Source organism: Paracoccus sp. DMF-8 (assembly GCF_029309835.1).
Lineage (GTDB): Bacteria > Pseudomonadota > Alphaproteobacteria > Rhodobacterales > Rhodobacteraceae > Paracoccus.
In genome coordinates this window covers 50,909-73,867 of the sequence record NZ_JARJHL010000013.1, presented here as the reverse complement: position 1 = coordinate 73,867, position 22,959 = coordinate 50,909, and the positions used below count along the sequence as shown (strand labels likewise).

Below are 22,959 nucleotides of genomic sequence, written 5' to 3'. Positions count from 1 at the left end.
CGGAACTCGCTGAGCAGATCAGGCGATTCCAGCCGGTCAGCGCGCCGACGAACTGCATAGAGGGCCTCGCTGAACGCGCGATCTGACCGCCTCAGCTCGACGTTGTGGACGATCGGTGCCGGTCGGCACGCCGCTGAAGGGCATGTTGCCGGCACCACTTGTCATCGACGGTTGCGGACGCTGCGGAGCCAGGATATAGGCCTGCTCGCCGTCTTCGTATTTGACCAGTTCGACGTGGCCGCTGTGGTCGAGCGGATCGAATACGATCCCAACCGCACCGCCTTCATCGCGCTGGTCAAATACGAAGACGGCGAGCAGGCCTATATCCTGGCTCCGCAGCGTCTGGCCGTCGGTGACAAGGTCATCGCGGGCGCGAAAGTCGACGTGAAACCCGGCAACGCCATGCCCTTCAGCGGCATGCCGATCGGCACGATCGTCCACAACGTCGAGCTGAAGCCCGGCAAGGGCGGTCAGATCGCGCGTTCGGCGGGCACCTATGCCCAGTTCGTCGGCCGTGACGGTGGCTATGCACAGATCCGCCTGTCCTCGGGCGAGTTGCGTCTGGTCCGTCAGGAATGCATGGCGACCATCGGCGCCGTGTCGAACGCCGACCATTCGAACCAGAACTTTGGCAAGGCAGGCCGCAACCGCCACAAGGGCATCCGCCCGAGCGTTCGCGGTGTCGCGATGAACCCGATCGACCACCCGCATGGTGGTGGTGAGGGCCGCACCTCGGGTGGCCGTACGCCGGTGACGCCCTGGGGTAAGGATACCAAGGGCAAGAAAACCCGCTCGAACAAATCGACCGACAAATACATCTTGCGGTCGCGCAATGCGAAGAAGGGGCGTTAATCCATGGCACGTTCTGTTTGGAAAGGCCCTTTCGTCGACGCCTATCTGCTGAAGAAAGCGGAAAAAGCGCGCGAGTCGGGAAAATCGGATGTGATCAAGATCTGGTCGCGTCGTTCGACCATCCTGCCGCAGTTCGTTGGTCTGACCTTCGGGGTCTACAACGGCCACAAGCACATCCCGGTGACCGTCTCGGAAGAGATGATCGGCCAGAAGTTCGGTGAATATTCGCCGACGCGGACCTATTACGGTCACGCCGCCGATAAAAAAGCGAAAAGGAAATAATCGTCATGGGTAAGGAAAAGATCCGCGCCGCGTGGCGGATAACGAGGCTTTTGCGAAGATCAAGATGCTTCGCACCTCGCCCCAGAAGCTGAACCTCGTGGCTGCGATGATCCGCGGCAAGAAGGTCGACAAGGCGCTTGCCGATCTGACCTTCTCGAAAAAGCGTATCGCTGGCGACGTGAAGAAATGCCTTCAGTCGGCCATCGCCAATGCCGAGGAAAACCACCGTCTCGACGTCGACAACCTGGTTGTCGCCGAAGCATGGGTCGGCAAGAACCTGGTCATGAAACGCGGTCGTCCGCGCGCCCGTGAGCCGTTACGGCAAGATCATGAAGCCGTTTTCGGAAATCACCATCAAGGTGCGTCAGGTCGAGGAGCACGCGTAATGGGACAGAAGGTCAACCCCATCGGGATGCGCCTCCAGGTCAACCGCACTCGGGACAGCCGCTGGTATGCGGATGACAAGGATTATGGCGATCTGCTGCTCGAGGATCTGAAGATCCGCGAGTTCATCCGCAAGGATGCCAAGCAGGCCGGCATCAGCCGCGTCATCATCGAACGTCCGCACAAGAAATGCCGCGTCACGATCCATGCCGCGCGTCCGGGTGTCATCATCGGCAAAAAAGGCGCCGATATCGAAACCCTGCGCAAGAAGCTGGCGAACCTGACCGATTCGGAACTGCACCTGAACATCGTCGAAGTCCGCAAGCCGGAACTGGACGCGCAACTGGTTGCAGAATCCATCGGCCAGCAGCTGGAACGCCGGGTGTCCTTCCGTCGCGCCATGAAGCGCGCCGTGCAGAACGCCATGCGCATGGGGGCTCTGGGGATCCGCGTGAATGTCGGTGGCCGTCTTGGCGGTGCCGAGATCGCACGGACCGAATGGTATCGTGAGGGTCGTGTTCCGCTGCACACGCTGCGCGCCGACATCGACTATGCATTGTCCGAAGCTTCGACCACCTACGGGATCATCGGCATCAAGGTCTGGATCTTCAAAGGCGAGATCATGGAACATGATCCGCAGGCCCATGATCGCCGTGCGTCCGAAGCTCAGGATGGCCCCGCACCGCGCGGCCCGCGTCGCGACCGCGACGCTCGCTAAGGAGTAAAAGCACATGCTGCAACCGAAACGGACCAAGTTCCGCAAACAGTTCAAGGGCCGTATCCATGGCGAAGCCAAGGGCGGCTTCAACCTGAACTTCGGCTCCTACGCGCTGAAAGCCATCGAACCCGAGCGCGTCACCGCGCGTCAGATCGAAGCTGCCCGCCGCGCGATCACCCGCCACATGAAGCGTCAGGGTCGTGTCTGGATCCGCATCTTCCCGGATGTCCCGGTCACGGGTAAACCGACCGAAGTGCGGATGGGTAAAGGTAAGGGCTCGGTCGATTTCTGGGCCGCCCGCGTCCACCCCGGCCGGATCATGTTCGAGATCGACGGCGTCAACGACACCATCGCCCGCGAGGCCCTGCGCCTTGGCGCGATGAAGCTGCCGGTCCTGACCCGCATCGTTGCCCGCGAAGATTGGTAAGTAAGGTGGGGTTTAACCCCACCCTACGCCTTGCAGGATTGAAAAGCCCCGCCGGATCCGGCGGGGCTTTTCAGTTTGACGCCTTTCATCAGCACTGTTTCAGGACAGGGAGCCGCAGATCAGGTTGATGGCGTTATTTTGCAAGTCTTGAATGCTTTGCGGAACGATATTGGCCGACGCAGGCTCTGTTCCCGCATCGGACGACATCAGATAGTTGAAGGTGATGACGGCAACTGCTGTGACACCTTGTAATGACGATTCGGCGTCATCGGCCTGCGCGCTGTCATCCGTGACAACGGCCCCACGAATTCCCTTGTCATTGCTGGGAATTCCGCCTATAGGCACAGCTTCATCATGAAGCTCCACCGGGAATCAGGGTGGCCCTGGCAATCAGGGGCTCTCCGGTGATGTTGAAAGGAAGAGGCGCATGAAAGCGCAGGAACTGAAAGAAAAGTCGCCGGAACAACTGCGTGAGCAGCTTCTGTCGCTGAAAAAGGAAGCGTTCAACCTGCGCTTTCAGCAGGCCACTGGCCAGCTCGAATCGACCGCCCGCATGCGCACCGTCCGTCGTGACGTTGCCCGTGTGAAAACCATTCTGAACCAGAAAGCGGCGGAAGCCGCGGCGTCGAACTAAGGAGCCCGGCCCATGCCCAAACGCATCCTGCAAGGCAAGGTTGTCAGCGATAAAAACGAACAGACCGTCACCGTTCTGGTCGAGCGTCGCTTCAAGCATCCGCTGATGGATAAAATTGTCCGCAGCACCAAGAAGTATCGCGCCCATGACGCGGAAAACCAGTTCAAGACCGGCGATATCGTTCGCATCATCGAATGCGCGCCGATCTCGAAAACGAAACGCTGGACTGTCCTGACGGACGAAGCTGCTTCGGCATAAGTCCATCATCACAGATCAGAAATGATCGAAACCCTGGGGCTGCAAGTGGCAGTCCCCAAAGGTCGGGAGAAACCAAATGATCCAGATGCAGACCAATCTGGATGTTGCTGACAACTCCGGCGCACGCCGGGTTCAGTGCATCAAGGTCCTGGGTGGTTCGCACCGTCGCTATGCGTCGGTGGGCGACATTATCGTCGTGTCCGTCAAGGAAGCCATCCCGCGGGGCCGGGTGAAGAAGGGTGACGTCCGCAAGGCCGTCGTCGTTCGCACCGCAAAAGAAGTGAAGCGCGAAGACGGAACCTCGATCCGTTTCGACCGCAATGCCGCCGTCATCCTGAACAACCAGGGTGAGCCGGTCGGGACCCGTATCTTCGGCCCGGTCGTGCGTGAGCTGCGTGCGAAAAACTTCATGAAGATCATCTCGCTTGCGCCGGAGGTGCTGTAATGGCTGCCAAGCTGAAAAAGGGCGACAAGGTCGTCGTGCTGGCCGGCAAGGACAAAGGCAAGCAGGGTGAAATCACCGCCGTGTTCCCCAAGGACAACAAGGCCGTGGTCGATGGCATCAACATCGCCATCCGTCACCAGCGTCAGACCCAGACCAGCCAGGGTGGCCGGATCGCGAAAGCGATGCCGATCGACCTGTCGAATCTGGCTCTGTTGGACAAGAACGGCAAAGCGACCCGTGTCGGCTTCCGCGTGGAAGGCGATCAGAAGGTCCGTTTCGCCAAGACGACCGGGGATGTGATCTGATGCTGGACCAAGCAAATTACACGCCGCGCCTGAAAACGCAGTATCGCGACGTCATTCGCGCTGCGATGAAGGAAGAATTCGGCTATAAAAACGACATGCAGATCCCGCGTCTGGACAAGATCGTCCTGAACATGGGCATCGGCGAAGCCGTGAAAGACACCAAAAAGGTCAAGCAAGGCGCGGAAGAGCTGTCGCTGATCGCGGGTCAGAAGGCTGTCATCACCAAGGCGAAGAACTCGATCGCGGGTTTCCGTGTTCGCGAAGAAATGCCTCTGGGCTGCAAGGTGACCCTGCGCGGCGACCGGATGTATGAATTCCTTGATCGCCTGATCAACATCGCGCTGCCCCGCGTCCGCGACTTCCGCGGCGTCAAGGGCACCTCTTTCGACGGTCGCGGCAACTACGCCATGGGCCTGAAAGAGCATATCGTGTTCCCGGAAATCAACTTCGACAAGGTCGACGAAGTTCTGGGGATGGACATCATCATCTGCACCAACGCGAAGACCGACGCGGAAGCGAAGTCGCTGTTGAAGCATTTCAACATGCCGTTCAACAGCTGATCGCGGGGGAAAGAAGATATGGCTAAGAAATCCATGATCGAGCGCGAGAAAAAGCGCGAACGTCTTGCCAAGAAGTATGCCGCCAAGCGTGCTTCGCTGAACGAGGTCATCCACGACCAGTCCCTGCCGATGGAAGAGCGCTTCAAGGCCAGCCTGAAACTGGCTGAACTGCCGCGCAACTCCTCGGCCACGCGCCTGCACAACCGGTGCCAACTGACCGGCCGTCCGCATGCGTATTACCGTAAACTGAAACTGTCGCGGATCATGCTGCGCGAGCTGGGCTCGTTCGGTCAGGTTCCCGGCATGGTCAAATCGAGCTGGTAAGGGGGCAATATGTCGATGAACGATCCTCTCGGCGATATGCTGACCCGCATCCGCAACGCACAGATGCGCGGCAAATCGACCGTTCGCACGCCTGCCTCCAAGCTGCGCGCTTGGGTGCTGGATGTGCTGAAGGCAGAAGGCTACATCCGTGGCTATGAATCGGTGACCACCGATGCCGGCCATAACGAGCTGGAAATCAGCCTGAAATACTACGAAGGCACCCCGGTCATCCGTGAGCTGGCCCGTGTGTCCAAGCCCGGCCGTCGCGTCTACGCCTCGGTCAAGGAAATCCCGCAGGTCCGCAACGGCCTGGGCGTTTCCATCGTGTCGACCCCGAAAGGTGTCATGTCTGATGCAGCAGCACGCAATGCCAATGTCGGCGGCGAAGTGCTCTGCACCGTGTTCTAAGGAGGGCAGAGATGTCTCGGATTGGTAAGAAACCGGTCGCCCTCCCGAAAGGCGTGACCGCGGAAATCAAAGGTCAGACGATCGAAGTCAAAGGCCCGAAAGGCGCCCGCAGCTTCACCGCGACCGATGACGTGACCCTGTCGCTGGAAGACGGCGCCGTGAAAGTGACCCCGCGCGGGTTGTCGAAACGCGCCCGTCAGCAGTGGGGCATGACCCGCTCGATGGTCGAGAACCTGACCGTCGGCGTCAGCGAAGGCTTCAAGAAAGAGCTGGAAATTCAGGGCGTCGGTTACCGCGCCTCGATGCAGGGCAAGACCCTCAAGCTCGCTCTGGGTTATTCGCATGACGTGAACTTCGAAACCCCCGAGGGTGTGACCATCACCGCGCCGAAACAGACCGAGATCGTTGTCGAAGGCATTGATCAGCAGGTCGTCGGCCAGGTGGCTGCGAACATCCGCGAGTGGCGCCGCCCCGAGCCCTACAAGGGCAAGGGCATCCGCTACAAGGGTGAGCAAGTCTTCCGCAAGGAAGGCAAGAAGAAGTAAGGGACGCAAAAATGGCACTGAACAAAAGAGAACTGTTCCAGAAGCGCCGTCTGCGCGTTCGGAACAAACTGCGCGCGATCTCGGATGGTCGTCCGCGTCTGTCGGTTCACCGCTCGTCGAAAAACATCAGCGTTCAGCTGATCGACGACAGCAAAGGTGTGACGCTGGCAGCCGCCTCGACGCTGGAAAAAGATCTGGGCGTGGTCGGCAAGAACAACGTCGAAGCCGCCGCCAAGATCGGCGCGGCGATCGCGGAACGTGCGAAAAAAGCCGGTGTCGAAGAAGTCATCTTCGACCGTGGCGGTTTCCTGTTCCACGGCAAGGTCAAGGCCTTGGCTGACGCAGCCCGCGAAGGCGGTCTGAAGTTCTGATCCTTGTGGGTGGCGGAAACGCCGCCCCGATGATCCGGGGGCGTCCCAATGGGGCGCCCACCTGGATTGAATGAAACGGCGCCAAACGCGCCACCTGAAAAGGAATGCCTGATGGCAGAACGTGAAAACCGCCGGGGCCGCCGCGAAGAGCGCGAAGAAACCCCGGAATTCGCCGATCGTCTGGTCGCGATCAACCGTGTGTCGAAAACCGTCAAGGGTGGTAAGCGCTTTGGCTTTGCAGCCCTGGTCGTCGTCGGCGATCAGCGCGGCCGTGTCGGCTTTGGCAAGGGTAAGGCCAAGGAAGTCCCGGAAGCGATCCGCAAGGCGACCGAACAGGCCCGCCGCAATCTGGTCCGCGTCCCGCTGCGCGACGGCCGCACCCTGCACCACGACATCGAAGGCCGTCACGGCGCTGGCAAGGTCGTGATGCGCACGGCGCCTGCCGGGACCGGGATCATCGCCGGTGGTCCGATGCGCGCCGTGTTCGAAATGCTGGGCGTGCAGGACGTTGTTGCGAAATCGCTTGGTTCGCAGAACCCCTACAACATGATCCGTGCCACGCTGGACGGCCTGAAAGGCGAAGCCAGCCCGCGCAGCGTCGCGCAACGTCGCGGCAAGAAGGTTGCGGACATCCTGCCCTCGAACGACAAGCCGGCTGAAGCCGCTGTCGAAGCGTAAGGAGAGGCACAATGGCTAAAACCATCGTCGTCAAACAGATCGGTTCGCCGATCCGCCGCCCCGCCATCCAGCGCGAAACGCTGAAAGGTCTGGGCCTGAACAAGATGAACCGCACCCGCGAGCTGGAAGACACGCCCGCGATCCGCGGCATGGTCGCCAAGATCCCGCATCTGGCCGTCATCATCGAAGAACGCGGCTGATCGCTCGGCCCTTTGCATCGGAAAGCCCCGGCACAACTGCCGGGGCTTTTTTGTTTTCGCCTGCGGTGCAGCGCGAATGTCACGCGGGCGATTTGGTTGATTTTGGTGGATGGAATGCAACCGCGATTTGCCATAATGCGGACCTATAGATCAATAAGGGGTTCGGGATGCGGACGCGCCGGGTATGTTGCCTTGTCCTTTTGCTGCTCACCCAAACCCATACCGTCGCCGCAGGCCCCTGGGCGCGCGAGACGGGCAAGACCTTTCTGTCGCTGTCGGTCGAACAGGACCGCGAGGACGACCGTTATACCAGCCTCTATGCCGAATATGGCCTGTCGCCGCGCCACACCGTCGGGCTTGAACTGGGCCATGCCGATCAGGACGAAACCAGCGCCCTGTTGTGGTTTCAGCGCGTGCTGGACAACGGGCAGGGACCGGACCGCGTGTCGGTCGCGTCCGGTATCGGCGCGATCCGGCGGGACGGCCAGACCGTGCCGGTGGGCCAGATCTCGGCCCATTGGGGCAGGGGGTTCGATCGCTTTGCAGGGGGTGGCTGGATGACGGTCGACACCCGCATCAAGGTTGCGGGCGAGATGCGGACCGAATGGCAGGCGCCCGGCGTCAGCGTCAGCTATCTGACGCCCGAAACCAGCGCCAAGGCCGATCTGACGCTTGGGTTGAAGCCGCGCGCCGCGATCATGCTGATCACCCAGTTACGGCTGGAACAGCGCAAGGACAGCGGTTTTTCGGCCAAGCTGGCGGGTTCGGTCGTGCAGGATATCGCCGGTCCGGCCAAGGTCGAGCTGGGCGTGATCGCCCCGGTGTCGGGCGATGGCGAACCCGCGCTGAAAATCGGCAGCTGGCTGGAGTTCTAGGCCGTGCCAGCCCTGACGGACATGACCATTTCGACAGGCCGCGCAAGATCGTGCGTACTTGACTAAAATGCTTGGTTTGTTCACTTAGATGGGAACGTCAGGCAGGTCCGTCTGATCCAGGCGCCCCTTTGGCGGCGGTATGGACGGGCTCACCCAACAACGCAAGCATGCCTCGCGCAGACCGGTCGCAACCGGCACCGGGACGTCTATCGGTTTGAATCATGTTGGTGCGCCGCCCGATTTCCTTGCAGGACTGCCGCAGATGCTGCGGCGAACCGTTACCGGCCGCGACCACATCCCCCTGCTGTGACATCTTTAGGAGAAAGTCGTCGTGACCCTGCAGAGCCAACTGGAAGAAACCGGCGGAATCACTGCCACAGCGGCGACCCAGACCGTGATCACCATCGACGCCTCGCAGGTTGGCGATGGGGTCGATTGGGCCAGCTATATCGCCGATTTCATGCCCGGCACGGGCAGTTACAAATTCTATGGCGGCGCGTTTGACACGCTGTTCGGCCAGCAATATGCGATGAACGGCTCTCAGCTGGTGTTCGACTATAGCGGCACGGACGCGCGCGTCCTGATCGAAGGCGCGGATCTGGCCTATTACTGGATCCATTACGGCACCTCTTTTCCGCATGCCTTGTCGGGCAGCATCGATTCCATCGTTCTGGGCTATTGGGTGGACGGAGAGACGACCGGCACCGAAGGCGCCGGGCCGGAAGGTCGCGTGACCGGGCTGGACAGCCGCGTCACGATCAGCGGTTTCGATATCGCCGTGCCCGGCGGCACCGGCGCGTCGAGCGGGACGGTTTCCAATCCGGTCATGGATCTGTGGGGCTATTTCTCGACCGGGGGCGCGGCCTCGGTCGCCAGCGTCTACGGATTTCTGGGCGGCTATTCGCAGAATTTCATCGGCTCGGACGGGGCGGATGTCTATGTCGGCAGCATCCATGACGACACGATCAACGGCGGTGCGGGCAATGACACGCTGTCGGGCGGCGGCGGCGATGATGTGATCGACGGCGGCGACGGCATCGACACGGTCTATTTCGCGGGCAATTTTGGCGGGCCGACGGGCAGCTTCAGCTTTACCGGCGGGACGGGCGGCGCGCCTCTGGTCGTCACGGACAACCGGGAGGATGGCACGGGCACGGCGACGCTGACCAATGTCGAGATCCTGAAATTCGACAACCTGACCTATGATTTCGTCAATCACCGCCCCAATTACACGCCGACCGACCTCGCCCTGACCCTGTCGGAAATCGCCGAGAATGCGAATATCGGCGACATGATCGGCCTGTTCGAGGTCACCGACCGCGATGCGTCGGACAGCCACAGTTTCGAGTTGCTGGACGATGCGGGCGGGTTGTTCAGCATCGGCGACGGCGGGATTCAGGTTGCGGGGGCCTTGACCCAGGGTGATTATGCCCTGCGCGTCCGTGTGACGGACGGGGCAGGCAACACCTTTGAAAAGGAGCTGAGTGTTTCAGTGACCGAACCCGCAAGCGAGCCCGAACAACCCGAGGCGATCACCATCGACGCCTCGACCGCCAGCAGCGGCATGGATTTCGACGCCTTCATCCGGGGCGGTTTTCTGGAGGATGTCGAGGGCGGCACCATGCCGGCCTTTGACAATGGCCCGGATTTCAACGGGACCGAGGTGATGCTGGGCTATGGCACCGGCGCGACCTCTCCCTATGTTCTGGCGCGCGGGTATCTGGAGTATTACTTCAACACCCACACGGTCTGGGGCCAGATCGACACCATCGAATACGGCACGCGCGGCAGCGGCAGCTATGACGCCAACGGCTGGTATACCGGCGGCAATGTCGAACTGCGCATCACGGGGCTGGATTTCGCCAATGCCCGGCCGAACGACGCCACCGAAGAAGCCGAGATCGAGGCGAACGGCGCCGTCCATAATTTCGTCATCGCCCATATGTATGGCGGCAGCGCCCCGCAGGCGCGTCTGGACGCCTATGCCGAGGCGCTTGGTGAATATCGCCAGCATTTCATCGGGTCCGAATTCGCCGATGTCTTTGTCGGCAGCCGCTTCAACGACACGATCGAAGGCGGCGGCGGCAATGATACGCTGGACGGCGGCGACGGCATTGATACCGTGGTCTTTGACGGCGTCTTCGGCGGGCCGACCGGCAGCTACAGCTTTACCGGCGGCACGGGCGGGGCGCCGCTGGTCGTCACCGACAGCCGCACGGGCGGCACGGGTTCCGATACGCTGCTGAATGTCGAGCTGCTGCGTTTCGACAACCTGACCTATGATTTCATCAACCACGTTGCCAATTACACCCCGACCGATCTGGAACTGGGCGGTGACGGCGTGGCGGGTTCGGCGGTGGCCGGGACCGTTGTCGGCGACCTGACCGCGGTTGACCGCGACGCGGATGAAACCCACAGCTTTGCCATCGTCACCGATGCGGGCGGACGTTTCCGGGTCGAAGGCAGCCAGCTTGTGGTGACGGGCGATGCGCCGCTGTCGGCCGACAGCTACACGGTGACGCTGCGTGTCACCGACAGCTGGGGCAACAGCTTTGACAAGGATGTCACCGTCATCGTCAACGATCCGGTCGAAAATACCGCACCGGACGGGATCGAGCTGTCATCGTCCACGGTGCGCGAGAATTCGCGCTTGGGCACGGTGATCGGCGTGCTGACGGGCAGCGATGACGATGACGACGCGCTCAGCTATACGCTGGATGACGATGCGGGCGGGCTGTTTGCGCTGCGCCGGGTCAATGGCGAAACGCAACTGATCGTCAACGGGGCGCTGGATTACGAAAGCCAGGTCTCGCATCAGGTGACGGTGACCGTGTCGGACGGGCGCGGCGGCAGCTATACCGACAGCTTCCTGATCGCGGTCGAGGATGTGGACGGCAGCCTGATCACCGGCACCGCGGCCGATGACCTGCTGGTCGGCTCGCCCGAAAACGACACGCTGAATGGCGGGATCGGGGCCGATACGATGCGCGGCGGCCTGGGCGACGATGTCTATTTCGTCAACCATGCGGGCGACCGGGTCGTCGAATTCGCCAATGCCGGCATCGACACGGTGCGCAGCATCGTCAGCTACAGCTTGGCCGCGAATGTCGAAAACCTGTCGCTGATGCGTTCGGCCGATATCAACGGCACGGGCAATGCGCTGGACAATGTCATCATCGGCAATGCCGGTGCGAACCTGCTGATCGGCGGCGTGGGCAATGACACGCTGAACGGCGGCGCGGGCAACGACACGCTGAACGGCGGGATCGGCACCGACCGCATGGCGGGTGGCGCGGGCGATGATCTGTATGTCGTGGACAATGCCGGCGATGTCGTCATCGAATTCGCCAATGCCGGCATCGACACGGTGCGCAGCACGGTCAGCTATCGCCTGACCGCCAATGTCGAGCATCTGAATCTGGTCGGCGACGCCTCGGTCAACGGCGTGGGCAACGGGCTGGCCAACCGGATTTCGGGCAATGATGCGGCGAATATGCTGGAACGGCGGCGCGGGCAATGACACGCTGTTGGGCGGTGCGGGCAATGACACGCTGAACGGCGGCGCGGGCAACGACGCGCTGAACGGCGGGATCGGCACCGACCGCATGGCCGGTGGTGCGGGCAATGACACGCTGTCGGGCGGTGCGGGCAATGACACCCTGTTCGGCGGCGCCGGTGCCGACCGCATTCTGGGCGGCGCGGGCGACGACCGCATCATCGGCGGGTTGGGCGCGGACAACCTGTTCGGCGGGACCGGGCGCGATGTCTTTGTGTTCAACGACATCACCGAATCGCGGGCGGTCGCGGGTGGTCGTGACACGATCTTTGACTTCAGCATCGCCGAGGGCGACCGCATCGACCTGCGCGGTATCGACGCCAACACCGGCCTTGCCGGGGATCAGGCCTTTGCCTTTGTCGGCACGACCGCGTTTTCCGGCACCGCCGGAGAGCTGCGCTATCAGATCGCCAATGGCGACACCTTTGTCTATGGCGATGTGAATGGCGACGGTCGGGCGGATTTCGCGATCATGCTGGACGATCTGCTGGCGCTGACCCGCGCGCAGTTCCTGCTGTGACGGATATCCGGGGGCGCGGTCGTCGCGCCCCCGAACATGATAGGGAAGGCCGGATGAAACCCTCAGCACGCAAGGCCACGGGTATTCTGATCGGGGCGCTGGCACTGGGTCCGGCGGGGGCCGCGCTACTGGCCGCGCAGGATCAGGCGGAAGGCGTCGTGATTCTGGACCGCGTCATCGTCAGCGTTTCCGCCGGGGATGAAGAGGGGCTGAATGCCGCCTCGACGATGGATGCGCAGGAACTGGCGCTGCGTTATCCGGGTGCGGATCTGCCGCAGATCCTGACCGATATTCCGGGCGTTTCAACTCAGGCCACGGGCGACGGGCCGGGGGTCGCGGTCAATATCCGGGGCCTGCAGGATTTCGGCCGCGTGAATGTTCTGGTCGATGGCGCGCGGCAGAATTTCCAGAAAAGCGGCCACGGCGCCAACGGCACCTTTTACACCGATACCGAGATGCTGAAATCCGTGCAGGTCATGCGCGGGCCGGGCGCGATGGTCAATGGCAGCGGCGCGATTGGCGGCGTCGTCAATATGGTGACGCTGGACCCCGCCGATATCATCGCCGATGGCGCCGACCGGGGCGGGCGGCTGCGCTGTACGCTGGACAACAACGGCCCCGGCCCGACGGTCAACCTGATCGGCGCGATGCGCATGGGCGACCGGGCCGAGTTTCTGGCCGGAGGCACCATTCTGGACCTCCGCGACTACACGGCCGGGGATGGCAGCAAGGTCGCCTCGGGTCAGGAGATGCGCTCGGGTCTGGTCAAGGGCGTCTTTCGTCCCGCCGAGGGGCATGAGATCAGCCTGTCCGCCAGCCGCTATCTGAACAGCTTCGTCGCGGGCACCGGCACCATGCGCGATACCGATGCCACGGTCGACACGGTGACGGCGGGTTATCGCTGGACCTCGCCCGACAGCGATTTCTGGGATGTGACGCTGCGCGGCTACTGGACCAGCACGCAGCTGGACCAGATGCGGCCCGCAAGCGATCAGCTGGAACAATCCTTTCGCGTGCAGACCTTTGGCATCGACGCCCATAACACCGCGCGTTTCCAGACCGGCGAACTGGATCACGAGCTGACATTCGGCATCGACGCCTATCGCGACCGCGTGCGCACCATCGACGATCTGGGCACCAGCCAGGACCTGACCCCGCCCGGCCGCCGTCTGGCATGGGGCGCCTTTGTCGAGGATCGGGTCACGGTTTCCCCGTGGTTGCAGGTCATCGGCGGGCTGCGTTACGACAGCTACAGCCTTGAAAACAGCCGCCACAGCGTCGATGGCGACCGCTTTTCGCCCAAGCTGACCATCGGCCTGACGCCGAATGACACGACCACATTCCACCTCAGCTATGCGCAGGGGTTCCGCGCGCCTTCGCTGACCGAAACCCTGATCGAGGGCTTTCACCCCGGTTCCGTCAGCGGAGAGTTCCTGCCCAACCCCGACCTGCGCCCCGAAATCGCCCGCACCATCGAAGCGGGTGTGACGCTCCGCCACGGTGACCTGCTGGCGCCGGGCGATTTTCTGACGACGCGGCTGACGGTGTTCCAGAACGATGTGAGCGATTACATCGATCAGGATCTGGTGCTGCACGGGCTGTATGGCGCCTATCAATATCTGAACATCGCCAAGGTCCGCATCCGCGGCGTCGAAATCGAGGCCAACTATGATCCTGACCGCTTTTTCGCCAGCCTGAACGGCCAGTATCTGGACGGCGAAAGGCGCAGCAACGAGGATCTGGAAGGTATCCTGTTCTACCCTTCGGACAATGCCCTGCAGCCCAAGATCCCGCCCTGGCGCATGGTCTTGACGGCGGGTCTGCGCGCGCCGGACGAACGCTGGCGGGCGGGGGCGCGGCTGACCTTGGTCGGGGCGCGCGGTGAAGACAGCAGCACCGCCGCCTTTTCCAGCGAAGCCCATGAAACGCTGGATCTGTTCGGCCAATACCGCATCCGCGAAGGGCTGGATGCCAGCATCGCGCTGAACAATATTTTCGACAAGAACCTGACCCAATATCTGAACACCAGCCCCAGCCCCGGCTTCAACGCCCGCGCGGTCCTGACGATGAGCTTTTGACGCGCTTCGCGCATGAACACGCAAGCCTGAACAAGGAAATTGACATGGCCATTACCATCAACCTGTTGTCCGCAAGCGGCGTGAATTTCAACGTCGATTACAACGCCTTTTTCAACGATTTCAGCCAGACCGGCTGGCCGCTGTTCCCGGGCGGCGCCAGCCAGTTCAATGGCCCGCAACTGCTGCTGCTGGACGAACAGGCGCCGAACCCCGTCAATACGCAGGCGATCATCGTCGACGGCACCAATCTGAACTACCATTTCGCGACCCATACGCTCAGCGGGTCGATGAATTCGATCCGGCTGGCGACGCTTGGCAACAGCTATGATGCGGGCACGGGCGGGTTCACGCGCGATGCCTCGGGGCGGATCACCAATGTCAGCACCGCGATCGAGATCACCGGGCTGAACATTTCGAACCCGGCGGGGACGACGGGGGATTTCCACAATGTCGTTCTGGGCCTGATGGGCGGCGGGCATGATTCCACCGGCAGCGCCAATCCCGCCGCGCTGAACGGGTTTCTGTGGGCAGAGGCGCATATCGTCAACGGCTCGGTCGGGAATGATACCTATGTCGGCACGCGCTTTAACGATGTGATTCGCGGCAATGGCGGCAATGACGTGCTGTCGGGCGGGGCGGCCCACGACCTCATCAACGGCGGTGCGGGCGCCGACGCCCTGAATGGCGGCGCGGGCAACGACACCCTGAACGGCGGCGCGGGCGCGGACACCATGCGCGGCGGTATCGGCAATGACATCTATGTCGTCGATAATGCCGGCGACCGCGTAATCGAAGGGGCGGGTCAGGGCACCGACACCGTTCAGGCCCATGTCACCTATACCCTGACCGCGAATGTCGAAAACCTCAGCCTGATGGGCGCGGGGGCGATCGATGGCAGGGGCAATGCGCTGGCCAATCTGATTGTCGGCAATGCCGCGAACAATACCCTGAATGGCGGCGCGGGTGCCGATACGATGCGCGGCGGCGCGGGCAATGATATCTATGTCGTGGATAACGCCGGTGACCGCGTGGTCGAATTCGCCGGCGCGGGCACCGATACGGTGCGCAGCACGATCAGCTACACCCTGACCGCGAATGTCGAAAACCTGAACCTGACGGGCACGGCCGCGCTGAACGGCACGGGCAATGCGCTGAACAATATCATCACCGGCAATGCCGGCGCCAATGTGCTGAACGGCGGGGCGGGCAATGACCGGCTGGTCGGGGGCGCGGGCAACGACCGTCTGGTTGGCGGGCTTGGCAATGACACGCTGGTCGGCGGCGCGGGCAAGGATGCGCTCTATGGCGGGGCGGGCGCCGATGTCTTTGTTTTCAACGCGCTGAGCGATTCCGGCGTGACCGCCGCGACGCGCGATACGATTTTCGATTTCGACCGTGCGGCGGGCGACCGTATCGACCTGCGCGGCATCGACGCGAATACCGCCATCGCCGGGGATCAGGCGTTTTCGTTCATCGGAGCGGCGGCGTTTTCGGGTTCGGCGGGGGAATTGCGCTATCAGAACGTCTCGGGGCAGACGCTGGTTTACGGGGATGTGAACGGCGACGGGCAGGCGGATTTCTCGATCCATTTCGACGACCCGATCAGCTTTGCACGCGGCTATTTCATGCTGTGACGGTCGCGTATGGGGCAGGGGGCCGGGACCTTCCCGGCCCCTTTCGCATGTCGCGGGCGGGAACCCATCGCGGCGCTGCCGGTTGCCTTGCTGAGGCATCCCAAAGGCTTTGAACCCGTCATGACTGATTTCACTTTCGCGCCGGATCACAACTGCTGGCGTATCGAAAAGGCTGACCGTTTCGCGGTCATCATCGACGGCGCGGATTATTTCCGCGCCCTGCGTGAATCGCTGCTGAAGGCGCGGCGGCTGGTCACGCTGATCGGTTGGGATTTCGATTTCGAAATCGAGATGCTGCCCGGCGAAAGCGATGCCGAAGGCAATGCGCCGGACGGCTATCCGAACCAGATCGGCCCCTTTCTGGACGCGCTGGTCGATCAGCACGAAGGGCTGGACATCTATCTGCTGAAATGGAGCGGCGGCGCCCTGATCGCGCCCGGCGGCGTGATGCCCGCCTTGCAGATCAAGTTCCTGTCGCCCGATCAGGTGCATCTGGCCTTTGACGGGCGTCACCCGATCGGGGCCTGCCATCACCAGAAAATCGTGGTGATCGACGATTCGCTGGCCTTTTGCGGCGGCATCGACGTGACGGCGGGGCGGTGGGACACGCGCGACCACCTGCCCGGCGATCCCCGCCGCAGCCGGGACGGAGAGGTCGCGCAGGCCTGGCATGACGCGACCACCGTGATGACCGGCTCCGCCGCCGCCGCGCTTGGCGAATTGTCGCGGGCGCGTTGGGAACACGCCAATGACGCCCCGATGGACGAGGAATTCAAGCCCGGCGAAAACCGCTGGCCCGACAGCGTCCGGCCCGATTTCACCGATATCGACGTGGCCATCGCCCGCACCGAACCGCCTGAACGCGATGCCCCCGCGGTCGGTGAGATCGAGTTCCTGTATCTGGACAGCATCCGCGCCGCCCGCGATGTGATCTATCTGGAATCGCAGTATTTCGCCGCCGACAGCATCACCCGGGCCATCCATGCCCGCCTGCAGGAACCCGACGGTCCCGAGGTCGTCGTCATCAACCCCGACGCGGCGCAGAACGTGATCGAGGATCAGGCCATGCATATCACCCGCAGCCGGATGCTGCGCGATCTTGCGGCGGCCGATCCCTATGGGCGCTTCGTGATGCTGTTTCCCGTCGATGACGATGGCGACAGCATTTATGTCCATGCCAAGATCAGCATCATCGACGACAGCTTTTTGCGCATCGGTTCCAGCAATATCGACCGGCGTTCAATGGGGTTCGACACGGAATGCGACGTGGCCGTGCAGGCCACGCGCAGCCGCGACAAAGGGCGCATTCTGGATATCCGCAACGATCTGATCGCCGAACATCTGGGCTGCGATCCGCGCGAATTCGCCCGTGTCCTGCGGCGCGAAGGCAGCGTCATCGCCGCGATCCGCAGGCTGAACCGCCCGGCCCTTGGGCGCGGGTTGCGCCCGGTCAAGCCGCGCCGGGAAAACCTGTTCGGCCGCTTTCTGGCCGATACGCGTTTCTCTGATCCGCGCTACCGGCGCAGCGCGCAAAGCCGGCTTGGCCTGACCTCGCGCCATCTGTTTCTGGGGGCGGCGGCAGCCGGGGCGGGGATCTATCTGTGGTCGCGGATTTCGTCCTCGTCATCGGGGGATGAGGACTGAACGGCGGCGGCGATCTGCCGGTTCTGCCCGACGCCCCAGACCGGGATTTCCAGCGGCACGACCCGAGGGTCCGCGCCAAAGCGGTTGACCCTGACCTGCGTCAGATCGACCGTCGGGTCGATGAAGTCCTGACAGGGCCGACCGTTCAGCGATTTGCAGATCTCGGCGCGGACGGAAACCTCGCGCCCCTCGGCGGCCCAGATCCGGGCAAGGTGATTGGCGAATTGATGGACCAGATCGGAACGGACCAGCATCTTGTCGGTCTGGCGCATGGTCAGGAAATCGTCGGGATGGACGACCCATTGCTGACCTGTCTGGCGGTCGGTGACGATAAAGACGCCTTCGGCAAAGCGGTCGTAGATCCGCATCCGCCATGAAAAGCGATGGCCGTCGCTGCTCCACCGCACCTCGGGATCAAAGGCCAGCGGCGCAGGGGCAGCGCGATCTGGACCGCGATCCACAGCGCCATGGCCAGCATGGCCGCACGGGGCAGCAGGGTGGCGCCGCTGGCCATGGCCGGGGTTTCGGGCAGCCTGACGCCCAACCGGGCCAGCAGTTTCGACGGCCAGTCCGGGGCAAAGAAGATCGTCGTGGCGGCGATGGTCAGCCACGGGAAAATGCCGATGTTGAAGGCCCAGGCATTGCCCATGTGAAAGACGCAATAGATCAGGAAGACCGCCAGCCGCGTCCGGTGCCACAGCAGCAGGGGCGCCCCCAGCACATGCAGCGCGATGACCAGCCAGCAGGCGGCGGCGATCAGCCAGTCGTGCTGGGCCAGCGGCTCCAGCCACATGCCGGCGGTGCGGTCGCGGATCCACAGGCCAAGCGGCTCTCCGGCCAGCCAGTCGGGGGTCAGTTTGACCAGACCGGCAAAGATCAGCATGATTTCGGTCTGCACCCGCAGGATATGGACGGCGCCATAGAGCACCGTCTGCGGGCGCGGAAACAGCCGCGCATCCAGCGACCAGACCCGCGCGGCGGGCAGGCAGCACAGGATCAGCGCGTAAAGCAGGACCAGATAGAAATGGTTCAGATATTCCGCCGCGTCGATCAGAAAGAACCAGCCGAACAGCAGCGTCAGCACCACGATCGCGACCCGGTAGAACAGCCCGATCGCCACCATCACGGCGCTGATCCCGATACCGGCCCAGGCAATATGGACCCAAAGCTCGCTCGGGGCAGAGACCCAGCCAAAACCGGGATAGCTGAAATGGAATTCCGGCTCGATCCAGTAGCGCCAGACCCGGTCGTGCAGGATGAAGCGCCAGAAATCCCAGAAAATCAGCGCGCCGAACAGAATGCGGAACACCGCCAGCGATTGCCCGGAAACCGGCCGGGACAGGTGCAGGCGCCAGCGGGCAAGCGGTGCGGTCAGGCCATTGGGTGTCATGCGTTCGGTCCTTTGCGCGGGATCTGTCATCATCGGCTCTGGCGGAATAACGTGTGGCGATGCCGCGTTATTCCCGCGACACGGCAAAAAGCCGCAGCCGGAGGCGCCAGATGACCCAGCAGACGACCCACCAGATGACGGGGGGGATCCAGATTTTCTATGACGGCGAATGCCCTTTGTGTTCGTCCTATGTGCGGATGATAAACCTGCGCCGCGCGGTCGGGCAGGTCGAACTGATCGACGCGCGCTCGGGCGATCTGCGGGTGGCAGAGCTGCGCGCGCAAGGGGTTGATTTCGACAGCGGCATGGCGGTGCGCCACGGCGGGCGGTTGTGCCACGGGGCCGAGGCGATGGCGCTGCTGTCGGCCCTGTCCAGCGGGCGCGGGCCGCTGATCTGGCTGATGCGCGCGCCGCGCCGTGCGGCGCTGGTCTATCCGGTTCTGCGGGCCGGGCGCGGCGCCCTGTTGCGCCTGCTGGGGCGGTCGCGGATTGGCTGAGGGCATGGAAAAAGCGCCGGTCTTTCCGGCGCTTTCATGTGATCATCCGTCCCGATGCGGCGACTTGCGCGTGTTTTTCTAGTCGCGGCGGAAAATGACGCCATGACCCGGAGCGGGCCAGTGGCGGCGGATGACATGCCCACGGCGCCCGTCATCGTCATCGTCATGGCGCGAGGGGCGGACGCGGCGGCGGCCATCGTCATCATCGTCGTTGCGCTTCAGGCCGGGGCGTCCGCGGCGGGGGCCGTCATCGTCGTCGTCATGGCGCTGTATCCCCGGACGGCCGCGCCGCCTGCCGTCGTCATCGTCGTCATTGCGTTTCAGGCCGGGGCGGCCACGGCGGGGGCCGTCGTCATCGTCATCATTGCCGCGACGCAGGGCAGCGCGCTCGGCCATCGGCTCGGCTTGTCCCGCCTGGGTTTTCTGCGGGGCTGGCCCGTCGGTAAAGCGGCTGAAGGGGCTGACATCCGCGCCCGCGATCCCCGGCAGGCCCATTGCCACGACCAGCGACACCATCAGGATCCGTTTCGAAGGTTTCATCTGTTCCGTCCTTTGTAATAGGCAACACGGCCGGTGTTGCAGGGGGTAGGACGCGCCAGCCCGGAAACTATTCCCCGGCAGGCTGTGAATTTTTATTGACGGTTTCGTGACGGCGCCGGTGGGGGCCTTGTGGCGATGCGGGTGCGGAACGGATTTCCGGGCGCATTCGGCGTGACGCGGGCGGCTCGGTGCAAGCGTGTCGCGCAGGCAAAGGGTAAGGGTGGGCGGACTCTGACCGTGGGGCGCGTGTATCAGGAACTGACCCGCGCCCTGATCGAGCGTCCGGCCCGCCTTGCGATCATGTGATCGGGCTTGACTGGTCAGGGGCCGCCAATCCCGCTACCGCTTGGCGCATCCCGGTCCCGCGACCGGACAAGTAGAGGAAAGGGCCAACATGTTCAGACGCCGCACCATCATCGCCGCAGGCGGCGCCTTTGCCGCCGCGTCCCTGCTGTCCGGCTTTGCGACGCTGGCCCATGACAATCCCATGCCCCCCGAACTGCGCGAGGCGTTGGAGCGCGACACGAACGCCCCCGTTCTGGGCAATCCGCAGGGCAATGTCACGCTGACGGAGTTCTTTGATTACAATTGCCATTTCTGCCGGGAATCGGTGTCCGACATCCACGCGCTGATATCCGAGGACAAGGACCTGCGCCTCGTCTTTCGCGAATGGCCGGTCTTTGGCGAAGGTTCGGTGTTCGCGGCCCGCGCCTCGCTGGCGTCGCTGAAACAGGGAAAATACTGGCCGTTCCATACCGCGCTGATGAAGCTGCGCGGACAGGTCGCGGAAAATGTGGTGATGGCGACGGCGCGGCGGGTCGGGCTGGACGCGGAACGCCTGCGCCGCGACATGCAGGCGTCCGAGGTGACGCAGCATCTGGACCATTCGATGCTGCTGGCCGATCACATGGGCCTGCAGGGCACGCCCACCTTTATCGCCGGGCATAACGGCGTTTTCGGCAAGCAGAGCATGGCCAGCCTGCGCGCCATGATCGCACAGGCACGCGAGGACCTGCTTTAACCCGCCAGCCGCGCATAGATGCCGCCCTGCGCGATCAGGCCGGAATGGCTGCCGGTCTCGCACACGCGGCCCTGATCCATCACCACGATCCGGTCGGCGTTGCGGATCGTGCCAAGGCGGTGGGCGATGACCAGCGTCGTGCGCCCGACCGAAAGCGCCTCTAGCGCGGCCTGAATCTCGCGTTCGGTTTCGCTGTCCAAGGCCGAGGTCGCCTCGTCCAGGATCAGCACCGGCGGGTTTTTCAGAAAGGCGCGGGCGATGGCGACGCGCTGTTTCTGGCCGCCCGACAGCATGACGCCGCGTTCGCCGACCACGGTATCCAGCCCCTCGGGCAGGGTTTCGATCATTGGCAGCAGTTGGGCGCGGGCGGCGGCATCCAGAATTTCGGCATCGCCGGCGCCAAGACGGCCATAGGCGATATTGTCGCGCATGGTCGATCCGAACAGGAACACATCCTGGCTGACGATGCCGATCTGGCTGCGCAGGCTGTCCAGCGTCAGGCTGTCCAGCGCCATGCCATCGACCGTGATCCGCCCCGATGTCGGTTCGTAAAAGCGCGGCAACAGCGCCAGCAGCGTCGTCTTGCCCGCGCCGGATGGCCCGACAAAGGCCACGGTTTCGCCCGGCTGCACGGTCAGCGAGACATTATGCAGAACCGGCCGCGTCTCGTCATAGGAAAACGACACGTCGTCAAAGACGATTTCGCCGCGCAGGGCCGGGGCCGTGATCGCATCGGGGCTGTCGCCGATTTCCGGTTCAGTCGCCAGCAGTTCCTGATAGCGGCGAAAGCCCGCGATGCCGCGCGGATAGGTTTCGATGACCGCGGCGATTTTTTCCAGCGGGCGAAAGAACACGCCGACCAGCAGCAGAAAGCCGACAAAGCCGCCCGTCGACAGGCTGCCCGACAGCACGAAGCCCGCGCCGACGACCATGACCACCACCTGAACGAAACGCAGCCCCATGTAATGGATCGCCATCGACGCCGCCATGATCCGGTAGGCGTCCAGTTTCGTCGCGCGATAGGCGCGGTTGTCATGGGCGAACAGGTCCTTTTCATGGCTTTCATTGGCAAAGGCCTGAACGACGCGGATGCCGCCCAGGGCTTCCTCCAGCCGGACGTTGAAATTGCCGACGCGGGAATAGATTTCCTGCCATGTCCGGGTCATGCGCCCGCCATAGACGACGACCAGCCAGATCGTCAGCGGCACGATGCACAGGGTCACCAGCGCCAGCGTCGGATGCAGCCAGACCATCAGCGCCAGCGCGCCGGCAAAGGTCATGATGGCGATGAACAGATCCTCGGGGCCGTGATGGGCGACCTCGCCGATTTCTTCCAGATCGCGGGTGACGCGGGCGACCAGCTTGCCGGTGCGGGCGCGGTCATACCAGCGCCAAGACAGCCGTGTCAGATGGGCAAAGGCGCGGGCGCGCATTTCGGTTTCGATCTCGATCCCCAGCTTGTGGCCCCAACAGATCACGATCGCCATCAGCCCGGTGTTCAGCGCATAGACCGCCAGCAGCACGCAGGCGGCGATGATCGTCAGCGTCCAGTCGCCGCGCGGCAGCAGGTGGTCGATAAAACCGGTGATCGCCAGCGGGAATGACAGCTCCAGCAGGCCAGAGCCGACGGCGGCGCTGAAATCCAGCCAGAACAGGCGCTTGTGGGGGCGGTAATAGGAAATGAAATCGCGCAGCATGAAACACCGTGACAAGGGGCGGCGGACGTCCGTTCCGGGGCGGCCTGATGGCGGAATGTCGGCTGGCTGTGACGGCTCGCCTGATCGTGGCGCGGTCGGGGGTGCGCCTGCTTGCC

At 63.2% G+C, this 22,959-nt stretch carries 28 protein-coding genes and 2 pseudogenes; 25 read left to right on the top strand and 5 right to left on the bottom strand.

Annotated elements, in window-relative coordinates:
* Positions 1–225 precede the first annotated feature (225 nt).
* From rplB to rplP, 5 genes and pseudogenes are all read left to right on the top strand, one after another.
* Positions 226–852 (top strand): annotated as a pseudogene (gene rplB / locus PE067_RS13995) (50S ribosomal protein L2); the annotation flags it as partial.
* A 3-nt stretch (positions 853–855) separates the two neighbouring features.
* Positions 856–1,134, top strand: a complete 279-nt coding sequence (rpsS, locus tag PE067_RS13990) for a 30S ribosomal protein S19 (RefSeq protein WP_276190244.1) — start codon at positions 856–858, stop codon at positions 1,132–1,134.
* Between the two features lie 64 nt (positions 1,135–1,198).
* Positions 1,199–1,520 (top strand): annotated as a pseudogene (gene rplV / locus PE067_RS13985) (50S ribosomal protein L22).
* Complete coding sequence (gene rpsC / locus PE067_RS13980) at positions 1,520–2,236, top strand: 30S ribosomal protein S3 (RefSeq protein ID WP_276190242.1); 717 nt, start codon at positions 1,520–1,522, stop codon at positions 2,234–2,236. Before rplV ends, rpsC begins: the two are co-directional and overlap by 1 nt.
* A gap of 13 nt (positions 2,237–2,249) precedes the next feature.
* Positions 2,250–2,663: a 50S ribosomal protein L16 gene (gene rplP / locus PE067_RS13975; RefSeq protein ID WP_276190240.1), complete on the top strand. Its 414-nt coding sequence runs from the start codon at positions 2,250–2,252 to the stop codon at positions 2,661–2,663.
* A gap of 99 nt (positions 2,664–2,762) precedes the next feature.
* On the opposite strand, the gene PE067_RS13970 is transcribed toward rplP, so the two are convergent.
* Positions 2,763–3,029, bottom strand: a complete 267-nt coding sequence (locus PE067_RS13970) for a hypothetical protein (RefSeq protein ID WP_276190238.1) — start codon at positions 3,027–3,029, stop codon at positions 2,763–2,765.
* Between the two features lie 61 nt (positions 3,030–3,090).
* Between PE067_RS13970 and rpmC the strand changes: the two genes are divergently transcribed.
* The 17 genes from rpmC to PE067_RS13885 all read left to right on the top strand — a co-directional run bounded on the left by rpmC (position 3,091) and on the right by PE067_RS13885 (position 17,698).
* Positions 3,091–3,297 (top strand): 50S ribosomal protein L29, encoded by a 207-nt coding sequence (rpmC, locus tag PE067_RS13965; protein WP_276190236.1) that lies wholly within the window; start codon positions 3,091–3,093, stop codon positions 3,295–3,297.
* A 12-nt stretch (positions 3,298–3,309) separates the two neighbouring features.
* Positions 3,310–3,555, top strand: a complete 246-nt coding sequence (rpsQ, locus tag PE067_RS13960; RefSeq protein WP_276190234.1) for a 30S ribosomal protein S17 — start codon at positions 3,310–3,312, stop codon at positions 3,553–3,555.
* Positions 3,556–3,631: 76 nt separating this feature from the next.
* Positions 3,632–4,000, top strand: coding sequence for a 50S ribosomal protein L14 (rplN, locus tag PE067_RS13955; RefSeq protein WP_010400243.1), 369 nt, complete (start codon positions 3,632–3,634; stop codon positions 3,998–4,000).
* Positions 4,000–4,305: a 50S ribosomal protein L24 gene (gene rplX / locus PE067_RS13950; protein ID WP_276190215.1), complete on the top strand. Its 306-nt coding sequence runs from the start codon at positions 4,000–4,002 to the stop codon at positions 4,303–4,305. The genes rplN and rplX overlap by 1 nt, the downstream gene beginning before the upstream one ends.
* Positions 4,305–4,865 carry a 50S ribosomal protein L5 gene (gene rplE / locus PE067_RS13945; RefSeq protein WP_276190213.1) on the top strand — a complete coding sequence of 187 codons (561 nt, stop codon included), beginning with the start codon at positions 4,305–4,307 and terminating at the stop codon, positions 4,863–4,865. The genes rplX and rplE overlap by 1 nt, the downstream gene beginning before the upstream one ends.
* Positions 4,866–4,883: 18 nt before the next feature.
* Positions 4,884–5,189, top strand: a complete 306-nt coding sequence (rpsN, locus tag PE067_RS13940) for a 30S ribosomal protein S14 (RefSeq protein WP_276190211.1) — start codon at positions 4,884–4,886, stop codon at positions 5,187–5,189.
* A 9-nt stretch (positions 5,190–5,198) separates the two neighbouring features.
* Positions 5,199–5,597: a 30S ribosomal protein S8 gene (gene rpsH, locus PE067_RS13935; protein ID WP_276190209.1), complete on the top strand. Its 399-nt coding sequence runs from the start codon at positions 5,199–5,201 to the stop codon at positions 5,595–5,597.
* 11 nt (positions 5,598–5,608) lie between these two features.
* On the top strand, positions 5,609–6,142 hold the full coding sequence (rplF, locus tag PE067_RS13930) for a 50S ribosomal protein L6 (RefSeq protein ID WP_276190207.1): 534 nt from the start codon (positions 5,609–5,611) through the stop codon (positions 6,140–6,142).
* Positions 6,143–6,153: 11 nt separating this feature from the next.
* Positions 6,154–6,513 carry a 50S ribosomal protein L18 gene (gene rplR / locus PE067_RS13925; protein WP_276190206.1) on the top strand — a complete coding sequence of 120 codons (360 nt, stop codon included), beginning with the start codon at positions 6,154–6,156 and terminating at the stop codon, positions 6,511–6,513.
* A gap of 111 nt (positions 6,514–6,624) precedes the next feature.
* A complete protein-coding gene (gene rpsE, locus PE067_RS13920) occupies positions 6,625–7,191 on the top strand; it encodes a 30S ribosomal protein S5 (RefSeq protein ID WP_276190204.1) in 567 nt (188 codons plus the stop codon).
* Between the two features lie 11 nt (positions 7,192–7,202).
* Positions 7,203–7,391, top strand: a complete 189-nt coding sequence (gene rpmD / locus PE067_RS13915; RefSeq protein ID WP_145396710.1) for a 50S ribosomal protein L30 — start codon at positions 7,203–7,205, stop codon at positions 7,389–7,391.
* Positions 7,392–7,591: 200 nt separating this feature from the next.
* A complete protein-coding gene (locus PE067_RS13910) occupies positions 7,592–8,266 on the top strand; it encodes a hypothetical protein (RefSeq protein ID WP_276190201.1) in 675 nt (224 codons plus the stop codon).
* A gap of 331 nt (positions 8,267–8,597) precedes the next feature.
* The gene (locus PE067_RS13905; RefSeq protein ID WP_276190199.1) at positions 8,598–11,786 is read left to right on the top strand and encodes a hypothetical protein; all 3,189 of its coding nucleotides are present in this window, start codon (positions 8,598–8,600) and stop codon (positions 11,784–11,786) included.
* Positions 11,746–12,342 (top strand): hypothetical protein, encoded by a 597-nt coding sequence (locus PE067_RS13900; protein WP_276190198.1) that lies wholly within the window; start codon positions 11,746–11,748, stop codon positions 12,340–12,342. Before PE067_RS13905 ends, PE067_RS13900 begins: the two co-directional genes overlap by 41 nt.
* A 53-nt stretch (positions 12,343–12,395) precedes the next feature.
* On the top strand, positions 12,396–14,420 hold the full coding sequence (locus PE067_RS13895) for a TonB-dependent receptor (protein WP_276190196.1): 2,025 nt from the start codon (positions 12,396–12,398) through the stop codon (positions 14,418–14,420).
* Between the two features lie 44 nt (positions 14,421–14,464).
* On the top strand, positions 14,465–16,054 hold the full coding sequence (locus tag PE067_RS13890; RefSeq protein ID WP_276190194.1) for a calcium-binding protein: 1,590 nt from the start codon (positions 14,465–14,467) through the stop codon (positions 16,052–16,054).
* Between the two features lie 120 nt (positions 16,055–16,174).
* Complete coding sequence (locus PE067_RS13885) at positions 16,175–17,698, top strand: phospholipase D-like domain-containing protein (protein WP_276190192.1); 1,524 nt, start codon at positions 16,175–16,177, stop codon at positions 17,696–17,698.
* Here the strand turns inward: PE067_RS13885 and PE067_RS13880 are convergent.
* On the bottom strand, positions 17,650–18,066 hold the full coding sequence (locus PE067_RS13880; RefSeq protein WP_276190190.1) for an HTTM domain-containing protein: 417 nt from the start codon (positions 18,064–18,066) through the stop codon (positions 17,650–17,652). The genes PE067_RS13885 and PE067_RS13880 overlap by 49 nt on opposite strands.
* Positions 17,973–19,088 carry an HTTM domain-containing protein gene (locus tag PE067_RS13875; protein ID WP_276190188.1) on the bottom strand — a complete coding sequence of 372 codons (1,116 nt, stop codon included), beginning with the start codon at positions 19,086–19,088 and terminating at the stop codon, positions 17,973–17,975. The genes PE067_RS13880 and PE067_RS13875 overlap by 94 nt, the downstream gene beginning before the upstream one ends.
* A gap of 110 nt (positions 19,089–19,198) precedes the next feature.
* Here PE067_RS13875 and PE067_RS13870 point away from each other — a divergent pair, with 110 nt between their 5' ends.
* A complete protein-coding gene (locus PE067_RS13870) occupies positions 19,199–19,585 on the top strand; it encodes a DUF393 domain-containing protein (protein ID WP_276190186.1) in 387 nt (128 codons plus the stop codon).
* 78 nt (positions 19,586–19,663) lie between these two features.
* Here the strand turns inward: PE067_RS13870 and PE067_RS13865 are convergent, their stop codons facing one another.
* The gene (locus PE067_RS13865; protein ID WP_276190185.1) at positions 19,664–20,125 is read right to left on the bottom strand and encodes a hypothetical protein; all 462 of its coding nucleotides are present in this window, start codon (positions 20,123–20,125) and stop codon (positions 19,664–19,666) included.
* Positions 20,126–20,260: 135 nt separating this feature from the next.
* On the opposite strand from PE067_RS13865, the gene PE067_RS13860 reads away from it, so the two are divergent.
* Positions 20,261–20,431 (top strand): hypothetical protein, encoded by a 171-nt coding sequence (locus tag PE067_RS13860; RefSeq protein ID WP_276190183.1) that lies wholly within the window; start codon positions 20,261–20,263, stop codon positions 20,429–20,431.
* Between the two features lie 88 nt (positions 20,432–20,519).
* Positions 20,520–21,146 (top strand): DsbA family protein, encoded by a 627-nt coding sequence (locus PE067_RS13855; RefSeq protein WP_276190181.1) that lies wholly within the window; start codon positions 20,520–20,522, stop codon positions 21,144–21,146.
* Here PE067_RS13855 and PE067_RS13850 read toward each other — a convergent pair.
* A complete protein-coding gene (locus PE067_RS13850) occupies positions 21,143–22,843 on the bottom strand; it encodes an ABC transporter ATP-binding protein (protein WP_276190178.1) in 1,701 nt (566 codons plus the stop codon). The genes PE067_RS13855 and PE067_RS13850 overlap by 4 nt on opposite strands.
* Positions 22,844–22,959 lie beyond the last annotated feature (116 nt).